The following is a 19,722-nucleotide window of genomic DNA, read 5'->3' on the forward strand; positions in this document are numbered from 1 at the left end:
GAGCAAGGGATGTTTCAAGCATGGATCTCAGCGATCTCATCAGCGTTCCGGCGATCATGCCGGCGTTGAAGGCGAATTCCAAAAAGCAGCTTCTGCAATTGCTGTCGGAGAGGGCGGCGGCGATTTCGGGGATTCCGGAGCGAGAGGTGTTCGACACCATCCTGCAGCGCGAGCGGCTGGGCTCGACCGGCGTCGGCAACGGCATCGCCATTCCGCACGGCAAGCTCGCCGGCGTGAAGCGAATCGCCGGCGTCTTCGCCCGGCTGGAAACGCCGGTCGATTTCGAGGCGCTGGACGACCAGCCGGTCGACCTAGTGTTTTTGCTGCTTGCGCCGGAAGGCGCCGGCGCCGACCATCTCAAGGCGCTGTCGCGCATCGCGCGCGTGCTGCGCGATGCCGACACGGTGGCCAAGATCAGGGGAACGCGCGACGCGGTGGCGATCCACGCGCTCTTGTCTGATACGCAGGCCTCGCACGCGGCCTGACGTTTTGGGATCGAACCTGGTTTTTGGGATGAAACCCTAGAGGGGCCGCCGGGAGCGGCCCTTTCCATTTCAGGCTGCCAGCAATCGCCTTAGTGAATGGCGACGGTGGTGAGGTCGTTCTCCAGCGCGCCCGCCAGTGCCCGGTCACGGGCGTCGGAAAGCAGGATCGGCTGGCCGTTGGCGGCAAACAGCGCCCACAGCTCCAGGCCGGGCGCGATCTCGCCGAGGCCGGGGAAGCGGCCGCGCAGGTCGTCGCTCGACACTTTCCTGAGATAAGCGACCGAACCTTCGCCGAGATGGGCGAGTTCGCCGCTGGTCATGGTGATCGTTTCGTCAGTTCTGGTCATTTCAAGCCTCCTTGGCGCGAGGACGCCAGGATCGGCCGCCTCGCATAGAGCCATCGGCAAAGGTCAGTCTTTCACCGATATGTTTATTTTCCGTACCATCCGCTCGGACTCCGGCCGATCGAGATCGATCGACAGCAGACCGTTCTTCAGTTCCGCCGCGATCACCCGCATGCCGTCGGCCAGCACGAAGCAGCGCTGGAACTGGCGCGCGGCGATGCCGCGGTGCAGGAATTCGCGCTCGGTGTCGTCGGTCTGACGACCGCGCACGATCAGCTGGTTTTCCTCCGTGGTGACATCGAGGTCGCTTTCTGCAAAACCGGCAACGGCCAGCGTGATGCGCAGCCTTTCGGCCTTGCCGTCGGCGGCATTGAGGCGCTCGATATTGTACGGAGGGTAGCTGTCGCCGGACTTCGCCAGACGCTCAAGCGTCTTTTCCATGGCATCAAAACCCAGGAGAAGCGGGCTGGAGAAAGGCGTCATTCGACTCATTGTTACACTGTCCTCTGAAGAGCGACACAAACTGGAAAAACCCGGATGGCATTTTTCCCGATGGTCTTGATATGGTCCGTCGCGCGATCAAGTTCAAGCCGCCAAATCAGGATGGCGTTTCGTCGAACCGTCATCTTCATCCAGCCTTTCATTGGAGCATGATTTCGTCCGAAAACCGGTTCCCACCTTTCGGGAACCATGCTCTAAAACCCGCCCAAAAAGACTTCCCAAAAGGAATTGAAATGCCCCAGTCCAGAAAGATCATCATCGACACGGATCCCGGCCAGGACGATGCCGTCGCCATATTGCTGGCGCTCGGCAGTTCCGAGCTGGAGATCGTCGGCATCACCGCGGTAGCCGGCAACGTGCCGCTGAATCTGACCCAGAACAACGCCCGCAAGATATGCGAGCTGGCCGGCCGGCCCGACATCAAGGTCTATGCCGGCGCCATCCGGCCGCTGGCGCGTGAACTCGTCACCGCCGAGGAGGTGCATGGCAAGACCGGCCTGAACGGCCCGCAGCTGCCCGAGCCGACCATGCCGCTCCAGGAACAATATGCCGTCGATTTCATCGTCGAGACGCTGATGCGCGAGGAAAGCGGCACCATCACGCTCTGCCCGCTCGGACCGCTCACCAACATCGCGCTGGCGCTGATCCGCGAGCCCAGGATCGCGCCGCGGATCAAGGAAATCGTCCTGATGGGCGGCGGCTTCTTCGAGGGCGGCAATGTCACGCCGGCCGCCGAATTCAATATCTATGTCGACCCGCAGGCCGCCGATCTGGTGTTCAAATCGGGCATTCCGATCGTGATGATGCCGCTCGACGTCACCCACCAGGCGCTGACCACGTCCGAGCGCATCCAGGCCTTCCGCAAGCTCGGCACCAAGGTCGGCACCGCGACCGCCGAGATGCTGGAGTTCTTCGAGCGCTATGACGAGGAAAAATACGGCACTGATGGCGGGCCGCTGCACGACCCGTGCGTGATCGCCTATCTCGTCAAACCGGAGCTGTTCAAGGGCCGCCACTGCAATGTCAGCGTCGAGACGACCTCCGAGCTCACCATGGGCATGACGGTGATCGACTGGTGGGGCGTCGCCAAGCGCAAAAAGAACGCCATGGTGATGCGCGACATCGACCATGACGGCTTCTTCGCGCTGCTGGTGGAGCGGCTCGGGCGGCTATAAGGGCCGCTTCTTCCTTCCCCCCTTGTGGGGGAAGGTGGATCGGCGCGAAGCGCCGAGACGGATGAGGGGTGCTCCAGCGGAGTGAGACGTCGGCATTCCCTGGAACACCCCTCATCCGTCGCCTTCGGCGACACCTTCTCCCACAAGGGGAGAAGGTGGGGTGCTATTTCGCCTTCGAGAACGCCAGCCACAGTCCGCCGCCGACCAGGAAGCTGCCGCTGATGCGCGACATCAGCTTGACGCGGCTGGCCGACAGAACGCGCCCGGCGCGGCCTGCGGCAAGGGCATAGGTCGAGTCCGACATGGCAGCGAAGATCATCGCTGTCAGGCCCATGACGACGATCTGCAGCGTATAATTGCCCTGCGGCGCGATGAACTGCGGGAAGAAGGCGCCGAAAAACACCAAAGTCTTCGGATTTGAGATCGCCACCAGAAAACCCTGCAGGAAGAAGCCGCCGCGCGGCTTTTTGGCCGAGCCGTCGGGGTTCAGCGCGCCTTTCGCGCGGAACATTTGCACGCCCATCCAGATGAGATAAGCGGCGCCGAGCAGCCGCACACATTCGAACCAGTGGCCCATGCCGGCGATCAGCGTGTTGAGGCCGATGCCGACGATGGCAATCATGATGGCGAGCCCGGCCTGCGTGCCGGCGACGTTGGCCAAGCCGGAGCGCGAGCCGTGGCGGATGCTGTTGGCGATGATCAGCGTGACCGTGGGTCCCGGCACCAGGATGATGACGATGCAGGCGACGACGTAGGTGGCGTAGAGTTCCAGCGACATGATCTTCCCCCGAACAGGACAGCGCCGACTTGGGCGGAGCGCGATCAATGCACGGGATTGACGCTGGCGCAAGCTGGCCGGGCAGGGCGGCCCGTCATGCAGCTCCCGCCGCCCATGGCAGGGTTGCCTCGTAGGCGGCGCCGGCCTTGAGTACGGCGAGATCGCCGCGCGGGCGGCCGATCAATTGCATGCCCATGGGCCGGCCCTTCTCGTCGAAGCCGGCCGGCACGTTGAGCGCCGGGCAGCCGCCCAGCGTGGCAAAGGCAGAGACCTGCATCCAGCGGTGATAGCTGTCCATAGTTCGCCCCGCGACCTCGCGCGGCCAATGGGTGGTCACGTCGAACGGAAAGACCTGCGCGGTCGGCAGGGCGATGAGGTCGAAGCGCTCGAACAGCGACAGCAGCGTGCGGTGCCACGAGGTGCGCCGGACGGTCGCGGCATGGATCTGCGGCGCGGTCAGGCGCATCGCCTGCTCCACTTCCCAGACAGCCTCGGGCTTCAGAAGCCTGCGTTTTGCCGGATCGTCGTAATGCGCCTTCAGCCCGCAGCCGCTGCTCGCCTGGCGCAAGGTGACAAAAGCCTGCCACAGCGCCTCGAAGTCAACATCCGGCACCAAGGCCTCGCTGTGGAAGGCAGCATCGGCGAAGCGGGCAAGCGCGGCCTCGCAAAGGTCAAGCACGCCGGGCTCCGTCGGCAAGCGACCGCCGAGGTCGCCCAGCCAGGCGATGCGGCCGCCTGACGCTTTGGTCCGCAAACCTTCAAGGAACGAGCCCGTCTTGTCGTGCGAAAGCGGTGCATGCGGGTGATAGCCGGCCTGCTCATCAAGCAGCAGCGCGATGTCGCGAATGTTGCGGCCCATCGGCCCTTCGACCCCCATCTGGGAATGGAAGACATCGAAGTCCGGGCCAGCAGGCACAAGGCCCTGCGAGGGGCGGAAGCCGTAGACATTGTTGTAGGCCGCCGGATTGCGCAGCGAACCGCCGAAGTCGCTGCCGTCGGCGATCGGCACCATATCGAGCGCCAGCGCCACGGCCGCGCCGCCGCTCGAGCCGCCGGCGGTCAGCGCCGGGTCGAAGGCGTTGAGCGTCGGCCCGAAAACCGGATTGTAGGTGTTGGAGCCGAGGCCGAATTCCGGAACATTGGTCTTGCCGATGATGATGGCCCCGGCCTCGCGGACGCGCTCGACGAAGAAGTCGTCCGTGTCGGGAATGAAATCGGCAAAGATCGGCGAGCCGAAGGTGGTTCTGAGCCCCTTGGTCTGGGCAAGGTCCTTGATGGCGATCGGCAGGCCGTACAGCGATCCGGCCTCGCCGCCACGGGCGAGATGAGCATCGGCCCTGTCGGCCTCGGCAAGGATGTCGGCGTGCTCGCGCAGCGAGACGATGGCATTGACCTGTGGGTTCACGGCCTCGATGCGGTCGAGGAACGCGCCGACCACCTCGCGAACCGAAAAGCGACGCCGTCTGATGCCTTCAGCGAGCTCAACGGCGGAGAGGCGGCAGATATCGCCGGCCGGCGGCACGGCATGTTTTGTGACGGGGCGCATCGCTCAACGGGTGCCCGCCAAAGTCGCGTCGACATCCTTGGCCAGTGGGATCGCCGGTTGCGCGCCTGGCTTCAGGCAGGCGAGCGACCCGGCCGCGGCGGCGCGGGTGAGCGCATCCTGAAGTGAGAGACCGGACGACAGGCCGGCGCCGAAATAGCCGCAAAACGTATCGCCGGCGCCCACCGTGTCGACCGGGGTGATCTTCAGCGCCGGAACGGCAAGGAAATCGCCCGGTGTGGCGGCCAGCACCCCGTCGCCTCCGAGCGTGACGACGATGATGCGGCCTGTCTTTTTGGCATAGTCGCGCATGCGGGCCGGGCGGTCGCGCCCCGAAAGCGCGAGCGCCTCGCCATAGAGATCGAACTCGGTTTCGTTGGCGACGGCATAGTCGGCCTTGCCGAGGAGGTCGGCGGCTTCGGCACGGAAGGGGGCGGTGTTGAGCACGCTGACGGCGCCCGCCGCGCGCGCCGCGTCGAGCGTGGCCTCGACGGTCTGCAACGGGATCTCGTGCTGCAGGAGCACGACGTCGCCTTTCTTGAGATAGGCCTTGGCGACATCGCCCGGCACAACCGAATCATTGGCGCCCGGCACGACGGCGATGACGTTTTCGCCGTCGCCGCCGACCAGGATCAACGCCGTGCCGGTGGAGGCGAAGGTCTCGCCGACACCGGACAGATCGACATTGCCGGCCCTGAGAAGGGCGAGCGCCTCGGCGGCAAAACTATCCTTGCCGACCGCGCCCACCATGCGCACTTGCGCGCCGGCGCGCGCCGCGGCCAGCGCCTGGTTGGCCCCCTTGCCGCCGGGCGCGGTGGCGAAGCCGGAGCCGCGCACCGTCTCGCCGGGTTCCGGCAAGCGGTCGACATTGGCGATGAGGTCGAGGTTGATCGAACCGACAACGATAATCAAAAAACTGCCTCCCGGTGAGGCGGGTCAGCCTGTGCTGAAAGGCGGACCTGCTCCAAGACTTCTGCTTTCTTGCGCAATTCCAGGGGAAATGCATGGCGTGTTTTTTCCCCTGGAATTGCAGGCTGGGCGCGAAGCTAGCCGCAAAGCCCGCCGGTTGCCAGATCATGTCGTCGCTGGCGCGGTCTGGCCCACAGCATCATTCGCAACGGACAGTGACCTCCGCCTGGTAACTGCCGGCCGGGAAGATGCCCGGCGATTTCGTGGCGGTCAGATCGACCTGGATGGTATGGGTGCCGTTGGTCAGCCGCTGCGGCGAGCCGCCTGGGTTATCCAGCCCCGAGCCGTCGAGGCGAAAGACTGAGGCGAAAGAGACGTCGGTGTCGCCGCCGCTCGGAGCCGAGGTGAAGGCGATCGGCGCCGGCGCGGAGACGGTATAGCAGTCTAGCAGGTTCAGGATCGAACACAGCGTCGAGTTCGCGATGATGGTGGCGCCGGCGCTCGACCCGCCCGCCTGCTTGGAACCGAATATGTTGATAGAGGGGTTCGACTTCATCGTTCCCGAGGCACCGATCATGATGGTGCAGGTGCCGATGATCGCCGCCTGTGCTGGGAGACAGAAGCCGGCAAGCGCTGCCGTCGTAAGCAGCGCGCGGCTATTTCCTCTTCTTTTTCTTTTCATTGCCGGTCGTGCCTCTGATGCTCCAGCCTTCGTTGGCCCATCCCGCCGATGCGGCCGAGCGAGCCGTAGGAGCCTCGGAAGCCGTGGCAGCGATGCCCGTCGTGCTCCCCGTTGTCTGACCATCGGCGCCAAGGCCCATTTTCAGGAGCTTCAATTCAAGCTGCAGGCGCTCGACTTCCAGCTCGTAGAGGCGGCTGCAATCGACGCGTTTCGGCGTCCGCCCGATCGGGATCACCACGCGGCCGTATGTTGCGATGTCGCTATTGGCCTGATTGCTGCTGTTGTTGCCCCGGATGACGCCGAGGTCGAGATAGGCGCCGCTGCCGGAGACGGCTGAGCGGCAGGTCGTGCCGTCGCTGGCATGAACCTCGTCCTGGCCCTGAGGCAGGCTGACGCCGGGCAGACTGAAACCGGTTTGGTTCTGATTCAGGTTCAGGATGTCCTCGGCAAGCCCCTGACTTACGACAGCCAAGGCGGACAACAGGGACAAGGTCAGAACCTGCGATGCCCGAAAAACTTTCCGCATATCTGTGCCCTTATCTGGGTCTGCTCGCTTGGAAAGGGGATACTCTCGGTACAGATACGCACCTTGCGCTCGTTCGCGCCGTCGAACGGGACGACCACCAGAACCGGACGCGACGCCTGGCCGGCCAGAAGGAAGGCGCTTGGCGTGATCTTGGCGTCGACCGGCTGGAAATCCTGGTCATAGACATGAACCTCGACACGTATGCGCTGGTTATACGGGTTGCCTGGGAAGACACGAACGGCGAAGGCATCCGCGAAGGATCGCACCTCACCCCGCATCGGCGTCATCGACTGGCCGGTCGCGGCGATGGGAAACAGCACGGCAGTCAGGCCCGCCGCCAGAATTGCAATCGTTCTCAAGGATCACTCCTTTCGCGACAAGACTATTCGCAGCGCAGCGTCACCGTTGCTTGGTAGTTGCCGGCGGAGAAGCGGTTCGTGCCGCTCTTGGTGCCGGAAAGATTGACGGCGACAGTGGATGTGCCTGGCACCGTCAGGGCCGTCGCAGTGCCGGTTTCCGCAATCGTCTGGGCGCCGGAAGTGGCGAAGGTGGGGGTCCATGTCGTCGCCGTAACGTCCGAAGCCGGCACGGTCGTCGTGGTTACCGGGTCTACGCTGAGCGAGACGCCGCCCGTGGTATCGACCTGAGCGCTGCCGGCTGAGCCGCCGGCATTATGCGAGCTCAGCGACTGAAGATTGCTGCTGACGGTCATCGTACCGTTGGAGTTGATCGTGACCGTGCAGGTCGCGGTGATCGTACCATTGAACAGCACATTTCCGGTGGTGGCGGCCGATGCTGCCTGGCCGCCGCAGGCGGCGAGCACGCTCGCAGCCATGACGGCGCGAAAGAACTTCATTGAGACCCCGCTTTCGAGCCGGATAATGCGGCTCAATGTAGGGTTATCTTCTCTTTATCGTGGTTAATTTAGCGTTAAGTGAAATAACAACGGAAAGCAACTTCAAAGAAAGCGGCGATAACCGGAGGTTGTCGCCGGTTGCATTTCATGAACAAGGCTGTTTATTTGTTTAGCTTGTGCCGCTTTATATTTGATGCGCGGTTTTTCGCAAGGAGGCGCGAAAAAATCGATTGTTTTCAGGACGTCACTTGTCCCGCTTCCCAACCGAGGATGGCGCGCTTGCGCGTCAGGCCCCAGTGATAGCCGGTGAGCGCGCCGGACTTGCCCAACGCCCGGTGGCAGGGCACCACGAACGACATCGGGTTGGCGCCCACCGCCGCGCCCACGGCCCGGCTCGCGCTTGGCGCGCCGATGCTTGCCGCGATCGAGGAATAGGTGCAGGCCCTACCCATCGGGATGCGCAGCAATGCTTCCCAGACGCGAAGCTGGAAATCAGTGCCTATCATCACCACGCGCAGCGGCTGGTCGGCGCGCCATTGCGTCGGGTCGAAGACCCGCGCGGCGTAAGCCTGGGTGGCGGACATGTCCTCGACGTAAGTCGCGTTCGGCCAGCGGCCGGACATGTCGGCGAAGGCAGCCCGCTCGCCGCCGGCGTCACAGAAGGCGAGGCCCGCCAGGCCCCGGTCGGTGACCATGATGAGCGCGATGCCGAAAGGCGAGATGTGATAGCCGTAGCGGATGGTGAGACCCGCGCCCCGGGTCTTATAGTCGCCGGGCGACATCGCCTCATGGGTGACAAAGAGGTCGTGCAGCCGGCCCGGACCGGACATGCCGAGTTCGAACGAGGTCTCCAGCAGCGGCATGCCTGAATCGAGCAGCCTGCGCGCGTGGTCGAGCGTCACCGCCTGCAGGAAGGCCTTGGGCGACAGGCCGGCCCAGCGCGTGAACAGTTTCTGCAGGCCGGTAGGCGTCTCGCCGACTTCCTCGGCCAGCACCTCGAGCGAGGGCTGGTCGCGATAGTCGAGGCTGATCTTCTCGATGGCGCGGCGCACGACGTCGTAGTCGCTGCCTTCCGGTGTGATGTCGTTCTCAAGGATCGCGGTTGGTTTCATCCGCGTATTCATGGTCATCTGAGCGTTCATGGCAATATCTCCTTGACCGCGAATATCGGTCCTCCAGAGCTTTGCCACCACCCGAAACTTGCCTTCCCGCCATCCGCACCCAGATAGAGTCAGCTTCGCGCCGAAGAGGACGATCATGACCGTCGAAAAGGTTGATCTGACCGGGGCAAGAGAGACCTTGCTGATGACGCTCTACGGCAAGGCGCTGGAGAGCCGGCTGGCCAATTCGCTGCTCCAGGATCGCTTTGCCGACGAGGCGGTGCGCAGGATCGACTATGATTTCTCAAGGCTCAAGGTCGGCGGCAACCTCGGGCTAAGATTTGCATCCGGGCGAAGACACTGGACGTATCAGCGCGTCTTGGCGGTCGCCAGCGCGCGCGAAAAGGCGGTGGCAAAACTTTCGCGGTCGTCGGGATTGAGGAAGCCGCCAATCGCGACACTCTTGCCTTGCGCCTCGACGGCCATCTTGGTGATGCCGATCTCAGCATGGCGGGCGATCGAGAACCGCGTCCAGAACGGGTTGAAGCGATGGTTTTCCGAGCGGCCGGAAGGCGCTGTCTTGCGAATGTCGAGACTGGTGCGCGAGACCGAGATCTCCTCACGGGCGCGCGCAGCCCGGTAATTGGCGCGGAAAGCGATGTAGACGGCGACCACGTCGAGGCCGAAGAAGCCAAACACCGGCCAGGCGCCATGCGCCAGGAAGAACGCGCCGGTGACCGCCCAGCCGAACAGAAGCGCTCCCATCAGGATCAGGAAGCCGGTGCGGCCGAGCGAGCGGTGCGGCGTCAGCAAGGCCTGGAAAAATGGCTCGTCGGCCTGGAACGAGGCGTTTGTGTCGCTCATGAGGGAATATTATAGGAGGGAAATGGCGCCTCCCAAGTCGAAAAAATCCGCAGCTGTCAAAAAACCTCAGCCCGCTATCCCGGGCGGCGGACGGGCGCCTGGTCGACGGCCGCGAAAAGCCGCCACGCGGTCGCTCTACAGCCCCGCCGAGGTGCATGAGATATTCCAGCGCTTTTCCGTGCAGCGGCCTGAGCCGAAAGGCGAGCTCGACTATGTCAACGCCTTCACCCTGCTGGTCGCGGTGGTGCTGTCGGCGCAAGCGACGGACGCCGGCGTCAACAAGGCGACCAAGGCGCTGTTCGCCGCGGCCGACACACCGGCCAAGATGCTGGCATTGGGCGAGGCCAAGGTCGGCGACTATATCCGCACCATCGGTCTGTGGCGCAACAAGGCCAAGAACGTGATCGCGCTGTCCAAGGCGCTGATCGACGATTATGCAGGCCAGGTGCCGCCGGATCGCGACGAGCTGGTGAAGCTGCCGGGCGTCGGGCGCAAGACCGCCAATGTCGTGCTCAACGTCGCCTTCGGCCAGCATACCATGGCGGTCGACACGCATATCTTCCGCATCGGCAACCGTATCGGGCTGGCGCCCGGCAATACGCCGGATCAGGTCGAACAGGGGCTGCTCAAGGTCATCCCCGCCGAATATATGCGCCATGCGCATCACTGGCTGATCCTGCATGGCCGCTATGTCTGCAAGGCGCGCAAGCCCGATTGCCCGGTCTGCGTCATCGCCGACATCTGCAAGTCGAAGGAAAAGACCACCGACGTGCCCGCCCCGCTGGTGCCGATCGCGCCGCTGGATGAGACGTTTCCGGTCGAGGCCGTCTGACTCAGTAAAGTTTTAATATCCGTAGCCGCGCGCCATGGCCGCGGCAAAAACTGGAATGAGCAGGAAGATAAAGCCCTCGGCGCGGACATAGTTCTTCACCGATGCCAGTTCCGCCGCCGGCACCGCGAAAGACGGATTGCCGCTCGCCTGCCTGTTCCAGGAGAGGAAGCGCATAGTCGGCACAATCGACAGCAGGCCGACGATGACGAAGGCCGCCATCTTTGCCCAGAACACCCAATTGTAGACGTAGAATTCCCAGCCCTTCAGACCGAAGAACACCCGGCAGATACCGACGATGACGATCAGCGCGGCGATAATGCCGTAGTGGCGGTCGATGCCGGCAAGGCGCTTCAGCGTCGCCGCTGCCAAATCGCCGCGCACCAGCACGAACTCGGCGCCGATGATGCCGGCCAGCGAGAACACCAGAAGGTGATGCGCGATCGCCAGCAACAGGTCTGTGGTGTCCATGGTTCTTCCTTCGGTCGACTTGCGTCTGGGTCGGCTTCGCGCGCAAACTAGCATCGCCGGGGAAAAAGCCCATAGCGATGCTGCCGTGCCATGGCTTTTATGGCTGGAAGAGCCAACGCATTGGCCTGGCTCTTGATCGAGCGTGCTGTTTTGCTAAGCGCGGTCGCGTCAATGGAGGGCAATGCCATGAGCATCAAGATCGAAGCCGGCGTGCCGCTTCTCGAAACGGCGCGCACCGTTTTGCGGCCGCACAGGCTGGACGATTTTGAAGCCTATGCCGCCATGTGGGCGGAGCCCGCCGTCACCCGTTTCATCGGCGGCAAGCCGCGCACGCGGGAGGAGAGCTGGATGCGCTTCCTGCGCCATGCCGGCCTATGGTCGCTGATCGGCTATGGATTCTGGGCGATCGAGGACAAGGCGAGGGGGAGCTTCATCGGCGAGGCCGGCTTCCACGACCTCAAGCGCGAGATCGTGCCGTCTCTCGAAGGCGTGCCGGAGGCCGGCTGGGCGCTGGCCTCGGAGGCGCATGGCCAAGGGCTTGCGAGCGAAGTCGTGGGGCGGATCGTCGCCTGGAGTGACGAGACGTTCGGACAGGCAAGAACCGTCTGCATCATCGATCCGGAAAACGGCGCTTCGCAGAAGTTGGCCGAAAGGAACGGCTATAAAGAAATTTTGCGGACCACCTACCACGAGAAGCCGACGATCCTGCTGGAACGGCAGGCCGGATCCGGAAAGCAAAGCGCTTAACCCGCCTTGCGGCGCAAGGCCCCTGCCACTCCGTTCCACGCGTCCGCCTTTGCACCTGGAAGGCTGCCCAGCACCGTCGTCGCGTCGAATGGCTGAGGCCTCGCTATGGCATAGCCCTGCGCGTAGTCGACGCCGATCGCCTTCAAGGCTTCGACGATGCCATCGCTTTCGACGAATTCGGCGATGGTGCGTTTTCCCGTCACCTTGCCGATGTGATGGATCATCTCGACCATCGCGCGATCGATGCGGTCGTCGAGCATGTCCTTGACGAAGCCGCCGTCGATCTTGAGGTAGTCGACCGGCAGATGTTTCAGATAGGCGAAGGACGACATGCCGGAGCCGAAATCGTCGAGCGCGAAGCGGCAGCCCAGGCTGCGCAGATCGGCGATGAAGCGCATGGCCTCGGTCAGATTGGCGATGGCACTGGTCTCGGTGATCTCCAGGCAGATCGTTTCGGGCGCAATGGCGTGCGCGGCGAACTGCTCACGCATGAAGCCGAGAAACGTCTCGTCGCCGAATGTGGCGCCGGAGAGATTGATCGCGCAGGTGGATATCGGCGCCGCGTGCGGATCGGTGCGTCGCGACGCCAATATGGCGAAGGCGTTGCGTACCACCCAGCGGTCGATCGCCGGCATCAGTCCGTAGCGCTCCGCCGCCGGAATGAAGCTCTGCGGGGTGACGAAGCTGCCGTCCTCGTCGGTCAGCCTGAGCAGGATTTCGACATGCGCGCCTGCCTCGGCAATATCGTCGCGCAACGGCGCGATCTCCTGCGCATGCAGCCGGAAGCGGTTCTCATCCAGCGCAGCATGCAGGCGCTGCACCCAGGCCATCTCGCCGAAGCGCTCGCGAAGTGCGGTGTCGCCGTCGCTGTGGAGCTGGACGCGGTTGCGGCCCTTTTCCTTGGCCATGTAGCAGGCGACGTCGGCGGCGCGCAGCACCTCCTCCAGCGTCATGCCGACATTGGCGACCTCGACCATGCCGATGCTGACGCTGATGTTGAAGGGACGCCTTTCCCAGGAGAAGTGCAGATCCTGGACCGTGGCGCGCAATCGTTCGGCGGTGGCGGCGGCACAGTCGGCATCGCAATCGAAGAGCAGCACGCCGAACTCGTCGCCGCCCAGTCTCGCCAGGATGTCGCCGGGCGGCAGCTCGTTGGCGAGCAGCGCCGAGATCTGGCGCAGCAACTGGTCGCCGGCGGCGTGGCCGCAGGTATCGTTGACCAGCTTGAACTGATCGAGGTCGAGATACATCAGCGCGTGCCGGCGCGACTTCTCCGGGTCTTCGGAGATCGCACTCGCCAGACGCTTCTCGAAGTCGCGGCGGTTGACGAGACCGGTCAGCGCATCATGCGATGCCTGCCACGACAGGCGCTCGATATAGTCCTGCTCGCGCGTCATGTCTTGCAGGGCCAGGACGCAACCCAGGATCGAGCCGGAAACGATCAGCGGAGCGCCGTTCAGCGCCACCGGCACGACCGAACCGTCGGGGCGCTCCAGAAGCTGCGGGCGAACATTGGAGCGGCGCGGCTCGCCCGCCAGCAGGCGCGGGATCAGATCGGTCTCCTCGACGCCGCTGTCCTTGTCCACGAGCCGGAACAACGAGGCGACCGATCTGCCTTTGGCGGCGGGTAAAGAGCAGGCAAGCAGCCTTTCCGCTCCGGCATTCATATAGTCCAGCCGCCCCTTGGCATCGGTGCTGATGACAGCCTGGCCGATCGAGGCCAATGTGATCTGAGCCCGCTCGCGCTCGGCGCTGAGGGCTGTCTGAAATGCCTGGCGCTGTTTCATCAGCTTTCGCGTGCGCCAGACGGCGAGCAGGATAAGCAGCGCGGCTGTCGCGAGATTGGCCGCCGTCAGCGCCGTCTTGATGAAGCGCGATCCCTCGCCGAGACTGTCCGAAAAGTCCTTGGCGAGCGGCCCGATCCGATGGTCGATCTGGTGGATTTGCACTTTCCAGAGAGCGATCTCGGCTGACGATGGCGGCCTTTTTTCGAGCCTGCGATGCATGTCGTCGCCAAGTCTTTGGATGGCGAGGATCATCTCGTCGGCAGCCGTCCAGTGGCGGATCGCCGTGTCGAGATAGCTGACGCCGCGGAAATTCCGGAACAGCCAGATCAGGCCGGCGACATCGTCGGGATGGTTGTTGCCGCCGAGAAAGCCAAGCCTGGCCGCATTCGTGTCGGGCTCAGCCTGTTCGAGCGCAAGCCGCGCGGCGCGATCGGCCAGCGGCACGGCGATGGCCTGACGATATTCGCTGAAATACTCTTCCCGGCCGGTGTCGGCATAAAGGCTGAGGAAATAGATGGCGTGCTTCTGCCCCTTCGACCATTGGCTTTCTCCGCCGACATAGGCGCGGACGGCTGACAACGTGTGGAGGCTGAGGGTCGCAATCAGCGCCTGGATCAGGACGACCGCGACGAAGGGCCAGACCAGCCCGATGAGACGCGGGGCGGCATCGGTCGATGAGAGCTTCATCCCATTCCCATGGCGCGTGCGCAGGCCCCCTCGGTGTCTGTCCGACTGGCTCATCCGCCGGTTGAGACGATGTTCTTCCCCACATGTCGTCCGGTTACTGGCGACATCAATCCAAATAACGTGCCTGGATTAACGGTCGATAAATTTGCCCAGTATTTGTTTCATGAGTTATTGCTCAGCAACAGAAGGACGCTTACACGCTTGATGCCGATATTTCGTGCCTAATATCGGTTTACGGTGCGAGGGCGCGGAAGAAAAGCCGGCAACATCAATCCGATAGCGCCGCGCGACAGTCTCGTCTCAGCGCCTGGTCTTGGATTTGTTGAGCGCAACGGCCTCGCGGACGAGCGCCTTCAGGGCGTCGGCGTCGATCTTGTCGCCTTCCTTGAAATCGATGGCGCGCCGGGTGTTGCCTTCCAGGCTGGAGTTGAAGAGCTTCTTGGGATCGGGCAGCGCCGCGCCTTTGGCGAAGGTCAGCTTGACGACTGCCTTGTAAGTCTCGCCGGTGCAGATCATGCCGGCATCCTCCCAGACAGGGACGCCGCGCCATTTCCATGTCTCGACGGCTTCGGGCGCCGCCTCCCTGATAAGAGCGCGGAGTCGGGCAAGCGTCTCGCCCCGCCAGTCGCCCAGCTCCTTGATTCGTCCGTCGATCAGTTCGGACGCAGACTTGCCGTCCTGTACGTCGCCTTGTTGCATGTACGGTTCTCCTCGATGCTGAATAAGAGATCGCCACCATGGCCCTTTCGGGGAGATGGCGCTTGATTTTTCGTGCGCTTACATCCGTTCGCCGGGCAGCCGGCTTGCCTGCTTCACCCAGGAGACGAACTGCTCCTCGTCGATCGGCTCGTTCTCGTGGATGTGGAAATAGCGTGTGTCCTTGCTCTTGGATTCGACAGGCGGCACGGGCTTCAGCGACAGGCCGCGGAAGAACGCCACCTTGATGTATTTGGCGAAGCAATGGATGCCGAGGAACCAGCCTTCGCCTTCCATGCCGTAGAAGGGAGAGTTCCATTTGACAGCCTTTTGCACACCAGGGACGGCCTGCATGATGAGCTGGTCGAGCCGGCGCCCGACCTCGCTCTTCCAGCCCGGCATCGCCGCGATATAGGCCTGCACCGGAGCATCGCCATAGCCCTTGGCGATCTGCGGGTTGCCGCCCGAAAGCAGGACAGGTTTGGCGTCCGCGGATCCGGCAGCCTTCGATTTCGTCTTTGCCATCAGGCCGATCCCGTGCGCTCGCCCGCCGGCTCCCCGCGCCATCTGGCGGCATAGGGCAGCACGAACATATAGAGGCCGCTGAACAGCAGCAGGAAAAGCGGAATCAACGGCGAATAGACGATCCAGGCGGGCGGCGGGCCCATGGCCATGGCAGCGAAATTGGCAATGACGGTGACGGTGAAGATGATCGAAAGCCAGCGGTGAAGCTGCCTGATCCACTTGCTCCAGTTCAATATAACCTCCCTTGCGAATGACGATACGGATCGAGCTCTCTACCAGTGCGCCAGTTGCGAAAGCTGAATGAGGTTGCCACAGGTGTCGTTGAGCTGCGCGATGGTCGCGCCGGTCACCGCGGTCGGCGCCATGGCAAAACTGCCGCCATTGGCCTTGATGCGCTCATGGTCGCTCTTAATGTCGTCGGTGAACAGCATCAGCGCCGGCTGGCCTTGCTTGAAGATGGCCTGCTGATAAGTCTTTGCCGCCGGATTGTCGTTGAGGGCCAGCTGCAGTTCGGTGCCGTCCGGATCGTCAGGCGAGACGACAGTCAGCCAGCGAAACGGCCCATTGGTGAAGTCGGCCTTCTTGGTGAAGCCCAGAATTTCGGTATAGAAGCCAAGGGCCTTTTTCTGGTCGTCGACATAGATGCTGGTCAGCTTGATCTTCATTTTGGTGTCTCCATTGCTTACGCCTGCGGTTTGCCGCCCCGCCGGGACCGTGTCTGTCTTTTGAGGCTTCGGCGGACGTCAATCGATCCGCGAAAGCAGCTGCTCCAGGGCCGTGAAGTTGCGTTTCCAGCCCACTGTGGCGCCGCGGTAATACGGCTCCTGGTCGGTGCGGAAGCCGACCTGCTCCATGCGCAAATGCGTGCCCTTGCCCGTCGGGGTGAGCGTCCAGGTGACCACGCTCTCGAGATCCTTGGTGTCCCAGCTGTAGGACAGGGTTCGGTTGGGCTCGACCGTCCGCACCTGGCAGTCGACGCCGCCCCATTCGGCGCTCATGTTGAAGCGATGGTCCACGACCGGCTTGAAGCTGTTCTTCATCAGCCACTCCTCGATGAGATGCGGTTGGGTGAGCGCGCGCCAGATCTTTTCTGGCGGAAAAGGTATCTCGCGCTCGACGATGACGGAGCGCGTTGCGGCCTCATTCATTGATCCATCCTTTTGAGCAGGTCTTCCAGATCGTCGAAGCGGCTTTCCCAAAACCCCGCCATGTGGCGCGTCCAGTCCATCAACGGCGCGAGCGCCTTGAGCTGGGCACTGTAATGGGTCTGGCGACCCTCATGGCGGTCGCGCACCAGTCCCGCCTCCTTGAGGACGCCCAGATGCTTCGACACGGCCGGCTGCGACACCCCGGCCTGGGCGGTCAGGGCTCCGACCGTCTGCTCGCCGTGACGGCAGAGGCGTTCGAAGATGGCGCGTCGCGTCGGATCGGCGAGCGTCCTGAACAGCATGTCATGCGCGGTCGTCATTTAACCGATAACCCGTTGGCTATTGATTGACGTATAACCATTGGGATATGCATGAGTCAAGCAGTGAATGAGGACGCGCACCTGAAGCCGCGGCCGTGGGCCGGCACGCCGGTACGGCCGGACGGCACTGAAAAGATGGTTGCTTATGCCGCGTTTGCTGGCGGAACGGTCAAATCCCTCAGCAGCGTGGAAAGGTCCGGTTCGTCGATGAGCAGGGCGGCGTCGACCGCCGGAAGCCATGCGCGCTGCCGGTTCGCGGCTTCCTGCCAGTCGACAAGCTCCTCGGCGACCTCGAGCAGATAGACCACAACGTCGACCCGAATGAAGCCGTCGGGCATGCGTTTCCAATAGGAATAGGTGCCGGCAGGCTGCTTCAGCGTCCTGCCGAGCACGCCGGCTTCCTCGCGGGCTTCGATCGTTGCCGCCTTGCGCCCGCTCTTGCCCTTCATCGGCCAGCCTTTTGGCACAATGAAGCGCCGCGTGGTGCGTGAGGTGACCAGCAACACTTCGAGATTGCCGTCTTCTCGCACCCGATATGGAATGGCCGCCACCTGGCGGATGCGTTGGCCTTTCCTGGCTCTGCGGACTGCTTTCTTCTTGGTTGTTGCCATTCCAAATTCCGTCAGAGCAGCATCCCTGCCATACGCTATCCGCGCGGGCAAAAACCTGTCCTCCTACAAACTCTAGAGCGTTTCACCGTTTCACGGAAACGGCGACCCGCTCCATCTCTTTAGTTTTGACGCAATTCCTGACGGAAAACCGTGTCACACTTTCCCTGGAATTGCTCTAGAACCACCGCCCTTGCAATCCGGCATTTTGCCGGCAAGTAAGTCGGCTAATAAACTGAAAAAAACAAAATGTCAGCGGCAAACCCTGGAAATCGTGTTGCCGACCGCTTCCATCCGGCATGTCTTGTCAAATACCGGCACATCGGGCTGGCTCCTGGGCGGGGCCGGCCGGTCGAGTTCGCGATAGATTTGCTGCTGCTGTTGGTATTGCTGCCGCTGCAAGCGGTTCTGCAACTGCTGCAGCTCATTCTGCTGCACCAATGCATTGCGGTTCGTCGGGATGACGATCTGCGCATAAGACGGCGCAATCAGATAAACCGAGGCCGCCAGCACTGCGCCCGCAAGAACAGCCAGACTGTGACGAAGCATCCGCGCGGCTCCCATACAAAAAACCATGCATTTCATATAATGCGGGCAGCCAATAACGCCATGGGTAACCGCGAAACGTGATGCGGCTCACCGACGCCGGGCGATTGGCTATGCCGGGACGCCGGCGCTGGAGATCGGGGCCGACATCCCGGTCAGCGCCATCGCCAGTTCCCGGATCTGCGGAAAGGCCGGCGTCGAGTTCTCCACCAAGCAGTGGATCGAGAGGCATTTCGCCGCCGCCGAGAATCTGCCCGGCAATCCGGCATTGCACTTGACGGAAGCCATCGATTCGCCCCTGTATCGGGTCGGCGCCGGGCTGGAGCTCGATGGCGTCAACGGCGTCGGGTTGCTGTCAGGTACGACGACGCCTTTCGGCAAACGGTCAAGCAGAATGCGGTCAGCGTGTCTCTGAAGGTCAGCTTTTAGCTGACGCGGGCGGCGGCTAAGAAGGGATCTCATGAGGACGAAATACGCGTATTTCGCGGCGATGCTGGCAGCCGCCTGCATTGCCGGTGTGCCGGCAGCGGGAGTTGCCGCGCAAAATAAGGCCGACAAGATGGCGCCCGCGGCCGCTCAGCCAGGCGACGCAGCGGCCAAGCCGCAGCTGCCGGGCGGCGCCTCGGCGCTGTCGGAGACGCATGGCGACTGGACGGTAAACTGCCAGGTCACCGGCACCAACAAGGTCTGCAGCCTGTCGCATCAGCAGTTCAACAAGCAGAGCGGCCAGCGGCTGCTGGCGATCGAATTGACGACCAAGACCGGTCAGGACGCCGCCGGCACGCTGGCGCTGCCCTTCGGGCTCGCCTTGGCCAACGGGATCTCGTTCGAAATCGACGACAAGAAGCTGGACGGCACGTTGCAGTTCAACACCTGCCAGGCGGTAGGTTGCCTGGTACCGGTGACGTTCGACGCCAATATCACGCCCTTGCTGCAGAACGGCACCACGCTGAAGGTCAACGCCACGGCGGCCGACACTGCGCAGCCGATCTCCTTCACCATCTCGCTCAACGGCTTCGGCAGCGCCCTGGCGCGGACGGCGGACCTGTCGGCGGACTAGGTTGTCGAAGACCGGCCGGCTGAACACTTCGTCATCCACGGGCGGAGCAAGGAGCGAAGCGACGCGCGCAGACCCGAGGATCCATTCCGTGACATAGGAGCGCTGCTCACGGTGCAGAATTCTGCGCCGCTGCGCTCTACAATCCAGGTAACGGAATGGATCCCAGGGTCTCCGCGACGCCGCTTCGCGGCTGCTCCGCCCAGGGATGACGAAGTTGGAAGGTTTCGGCCAACCAGCACGGCTTGCCTCAGCTACTCAACCTCGCGCAAACGGTATCCCACTCCCGTCCCGGTGATGATGTAGCGCGGCTGGTCCGGCGTTTTCTCGATCTTCTGCCGCAGCTGACGCACATAGACCCTGAGGTATTGGACGTCGGTCGAGTCGTTCCAGATCCGCTTCATCAGGAACTGATGGGTCAGCACCTTGCCGGCATATTGCACGAGCATGCGCAGGATGTCGTATTCCTTGGGCGACAGTTTCACTTCCTTGTCCTCGACCTTGACGATACGCTTCACATGGTCGACCGAAAGGGATA

27 protein-coding genes and 1 pseudogene are annotated in these 19,722 nt (G+C 63.1%); 5 read left to right on the forward strand and 23 right to left on the reverse strand.

Annotated elements, in window-relative coordinates; translation table 11 throughout:
* Positions 1-20: 20 nt before the first annotated feature.
* A complete protein-coding gene (ptsN, locus tag LB552_RS25300; protein WP_042641064.1) occupies positions 21-485 on the forward strand; it encodes a PTS IIA-like nitrogen regulatory protein PtsN in 465 nt (154 codons plus the stop codon).
* 89 nt (positions 486-574) lie between these two features.
* Here the strand turns inward: ptsN and LB552_RS25305 are convergent, their stop codons facing one another.
* A complete protein-coding gene (locus LB552_RS25305) occupies positions 575-832 on the reverse strand; it encodes a DUF1150 family protein (RefSeq protein ID WP_036257920.1) in 258 nt (85 codons plus the stop codon).
* 63 nt (positions 833-895) lie between these two features.
* On the reverse strand, positions 896-1,321 hold the full coding sequence (locus LB552_RS25310) for an Hsp20 family protein (RefSeq protein ID WP_095769269.1): 426 nt from the start codon (positions 1,319-1,321) through the stop codon (positions 896-898).
* 242 nt (positions 1,322-1,563) lie between these two features.
* Between LB552_RS25310 and LB552_RS25315 the strand changes: the two genes are divergently transcribed.
* Positions 1,564-2,505: a nucleoside hydrolase gene (locus LB552_RS25315; RefSeq protein WP_095769270.1), complete on the forward strand. Its 942-nt coding sequence runs from the start codon at positions 1,564-1,566 to the stop codon at positions 2,503-2,505.
* A gap of 163 nt (positions 2,506-2,668) precedes the next feature.
* Here LB552_RS25315 and LB552_RS25320 read toward each other — a convergent pair whose 3' ends face one another.
* The 9 genes from LB552_RS25320 to LB552_RS25360 form a co-directional block, all read right to left on the reverse strand.
* Positions 2,669-3,283, reverse strand: a complete 615-nt coding sequence (locus tag LB552_RS25320) for a LysE family translocator (protein WP_224610882.1) — start codon at positions 3,281-3,283, stop codon at positions 2,669-2,671.
* Positions 3,284-3,377: 94 nt separating this feature from the next.
* The gene (locus LB552_RS25325; RefSeq protein ID WP_224610883.1) at positions 3,378-4,829 is read right to left on the reverse strand and encodes an amidase; all 1,452 of its coding nucleotides are present in this window, start codon (positions 4,827-4,829) and stop codon (positions 3,378-3,380) included.
* 3 nt (positions 4,830-4,832) lie between these two features.
* Positions 4,833-5,738 (reverse strand): ribokinase, encoded by a 906-nt coding sequence (locus LB552_RS25330; RefSeq protein ID WP_095769273.1) that lies wholly within the window; start codon positions 5,736-5,738, stop codon positions 4,833-4,835.
* Positions 5,739-5,934: 196 nt separating this feature from the next.
* Positions 5,935-6,417: a hypothetical protein gene (locus LB552_RS25335; protein ID WP_095769274.1), complete on the reverse strand. Its 483-nt coding sequence runs from the start codon at positions 6,415-6,417 to the stop codon at positions 5,935-5,937.
* Complete coding sequence (locus LB552_RS25340; RefSeq protein ID WP_095769275.1) at positions 6,392-6,943, reverse strand: hypothetical protein; 552 nt, start codon at positions 6,941-6,943, stop codon at positions 6,392-6,394. The genes LB552_RS25335 and LB552_RS25340 overlap by 26 nt, the downstream gene beginning before the upstream one ends.
* Entirely contained in the window at positions 6,910-7,302 is a 393-nt protein-coding gene (locus tag LB552_RS25345) for a hypothetical protein (protein ID WP_140546269.1), read from the reverse strand. Before LB552_RS25345 ends, LB552_RS25340 begins: the two co-directional genes overlap by 34 nt.
* A gap of 23 nt (positions 7,303-7,325) precedes the next feature.
* A complete protein-coding gene (locus LB552_RS25350) occupies positions 7,326-7,799 on the reverse strand; it encodes a hypothetical protein (RefSeq protein ID WP_224548052.1) in 474 nt (157 codons plus the stop codon).
* Between the two features lie 236 nt (positions 7,800-8,035).
* Entirely contained in the window at positions 8,036-8,941 is a 906-nt protein-coding gene (locus tag LB552_RS25355; RefSeq protein WP_176477139.1) for a methylated-DNA--[protein]-cysteine S-methyltransferase, read from the reverse strand.
* A 327-nt stretch (positions 8,942-9,268) separates the two neighbouring features.
* Positions 9,269-9,763 carry a DUF2244 domain-containing protein gene (locus tag LB552_RS25360; RefSeq protein WP_140846281.1) on the reverse strand — a complete coding sequence of 165 codons (495 nt, stop codon included), beginning with the start codon at positions 9,761-9,763 and terminating at the stop codon, positions 9,269-9,271.
* A 22-nt stretch (positions 9,764-9,785) separates the two neighbouring features.
* Here LB552_RS25360 and nth point away from each other — a divergent pair, with 22 nt between their 5' ends.
* Positions 9,786-10,595, forward strand: a complete 810-nt coding sequence (nth, locus tag LB552_RS25365; RefSeq protein ID WP_224610884.1) for an endonuclease III — start codon at positions 9,786-9,788, stop codon at positions 10,593-10,595.
* Positions 10,596-10,607: 12 nt separating this feature from the next.
* Here the strand turns inward: nth and LB552_RS25370 are convergent, their stop codons facing one another.
* Complete coding sequence (locus tag LB552_RS25370; protein ID WP_140636930.1) at positions 10,608-11,063, reverse strand: DUF2214 family protein; 456 nt, start codon at positions 11,061-11,063, stop codon at positions 10,608-10,610.
* 186 nt (positions 11,064-11,249) lie between these two features.
* On the opposite strand from LB552_RS25370, the gene LB552_RS25375 reads away from it, so the two are divergent.
* Positions 11,250-11,810 (forward strand): GNAT family N-acetyltransferase, encoded by a 561-nt coding sequence (locus LB552_RS25375; protein ID WP_224610885.1) that lies wholly within the window; start codon positions 11,250-11,252, stop codon positions 11,808-11,810.
* Here the strand turns inward: LB552_RS25375 and LB552_RS25380 are convergent.
* The 10 genes from LB552_RS25380 to LB552_RS25425 all read right to left on the reverse strand — a co-directional run bounded on the left by LB552_RS25380 (position 11,807) and on the right by LB552_RS25425 (position 18,415).
* A complete protein-coding gene (locus LB552_RS25380) occupies positions 11,807-14,284 on the reverse strand; it encodes an EAL domain-containing protein (RefSeq protein ID WP_224610886.1) in 2,478 nt (825 codons plus the stop codon). The genes LB552_RS25375 and LB552_RS25380 overlap by 4 nt on opposite strands.
* Positions 14,285-14,584: 300 nt before the next feature.
* Positions 14,585-14,983 carry a DUF1801 domain-containing protein gene (locus tag LB552_RS25385; RefSeq protein WP_224532207.1) on the reverse strand — a complete coding sequence of 133 codons (399 nt, stop codon included), beginning with the start codon at positions 14,981-14,983 and terminating at the stop codon, positions 14,585-14,587.
* A 78-nt stretch (positions 14,984-15,061) separates the two neighbouring features.
* A complete protein-coding gene (locus LB552_RS25390) occupies positions 15,062-15,505 on the reverse strand; it encodes a DUF1801 domain-containing protein (protein WP_224610888.1) in 444 nt (147 codons plus the stop codon).
* Complete coding sequence (locus tag LB552_RS25395; RefSeq protein ID WP_095769283.1) at positions 15,505-15,738, reverse strand: hypothetical protein; 234 nt, start codon at positions 15,736-15,738, stop codon at positions 15,505-15,507. Before LB552_RS25395 ends, LB552_RS25390 begins: the two co-directional genes overlap by 1 nt.
* 39 nt (positions 15,739-15,777) lie before the next feature.
* On the reverse strand, positions 15,778-16,170 hold the full coding sequence (locus LB552_RS25400; RefSeq protein WP_224610890.1) for a VOC family protein: 393 nt from the start codon (positions 16,168-16,170) through the stop codon (positions 15,778-15,780).
* A 78-nt stretch (positions 16,171-16,248) separates the two neighbouring features.
* Complete coding sequence (locus LB552_RS25405; protein ID WP_095769285.1) at positions 16,249-16,653, reverse strand: SRPBCC domain-containing protein; 405 nt, start codon at positions 16,651-16,653, stop codon at positions 16,249-16,251.
* A complete protein-coding gene (locus LB552_RS25410; RefSeq protein WP_140846288.1) occupies positions 16,650-16,973 on the reverse strand; it encodes an ArsR/SmtB family transcription factor in 324 nt (107 codons plus the stop codon). Before LB552_RS25410 ends, LB552_RS25405 begins: the two co-directional genes overlap by 4 nt.
* Positions 16,974-17,116: 143 nt before the next feature.
* Positions 17,117-17,584, reverse strand: a complete 468-nt coding sequence (locus LB552_RS25415; protein WP_224610892.1) for an NUDIX hydrolase — start codon at positions 17,582-17,584, stop codon at positions 17,117-17,119.
* 249 nt (positions 17,585-17,833) lie between these two features.
* Positions 17,834-18,130, reverse strand: coding sequence for a hypothetical protein (locus LB552_RS25420; RefSeq protein ID WP_095769288.1), 297 nt, complete (start codon positions 18,128-18,130; stop codon positions 17,834-17,836).
* A 108-nt stretch (positions 18,131-18,238) separates the two neighbouring features.
* A complete protein-coding gene (locus tag LB552_RS25425) occupies positions 18,239-18,415 on the reverse strand; it encodes a hypothetical protein (protein WP_224610894.1) in 177 nt (58 codons plus the stop codon).
* Positions 18,416-18,587: 172 nt separating this feature from the next.
* Between LB552_RS25425 and LB552_RS25430 the strand changes: the two genes are divergently transcribed.
* Positions 18,588-19,187, forward strand: coding sequence for an invasion associated locus B family protein (locus tag LB552_RS25430; RefSeq protein ID WP_224610896.1), 600 nt, complete (start codon positions 18,588-18,590; stop codon positions 19,185-19,187).
* A 251-nt stretch (positions 19,188-19,438) separates the two neighbouring features.
* On the opposite strand, the pseudogene LB552_RS25435 reads toward LB552_RS25430, so the two are convergent.
* Positions 19,439-19,717, reverse strand: a pseudogene (locus LB552_RS25435) (helix-turn-helix domain-containing protein); the annotation flags it as partial.
* Positions 19,718-19,722: the final 5 nt, after the last annotated feature.

Source organism: Mesorhizobium sp. CA7, from assembly GCF_020165015.1.
GTDB lineage: Bacteria > Pseudomonadota > Alphaproteobacteria > Rhizobiales > Rhizobiaceae > Mesorhizobium.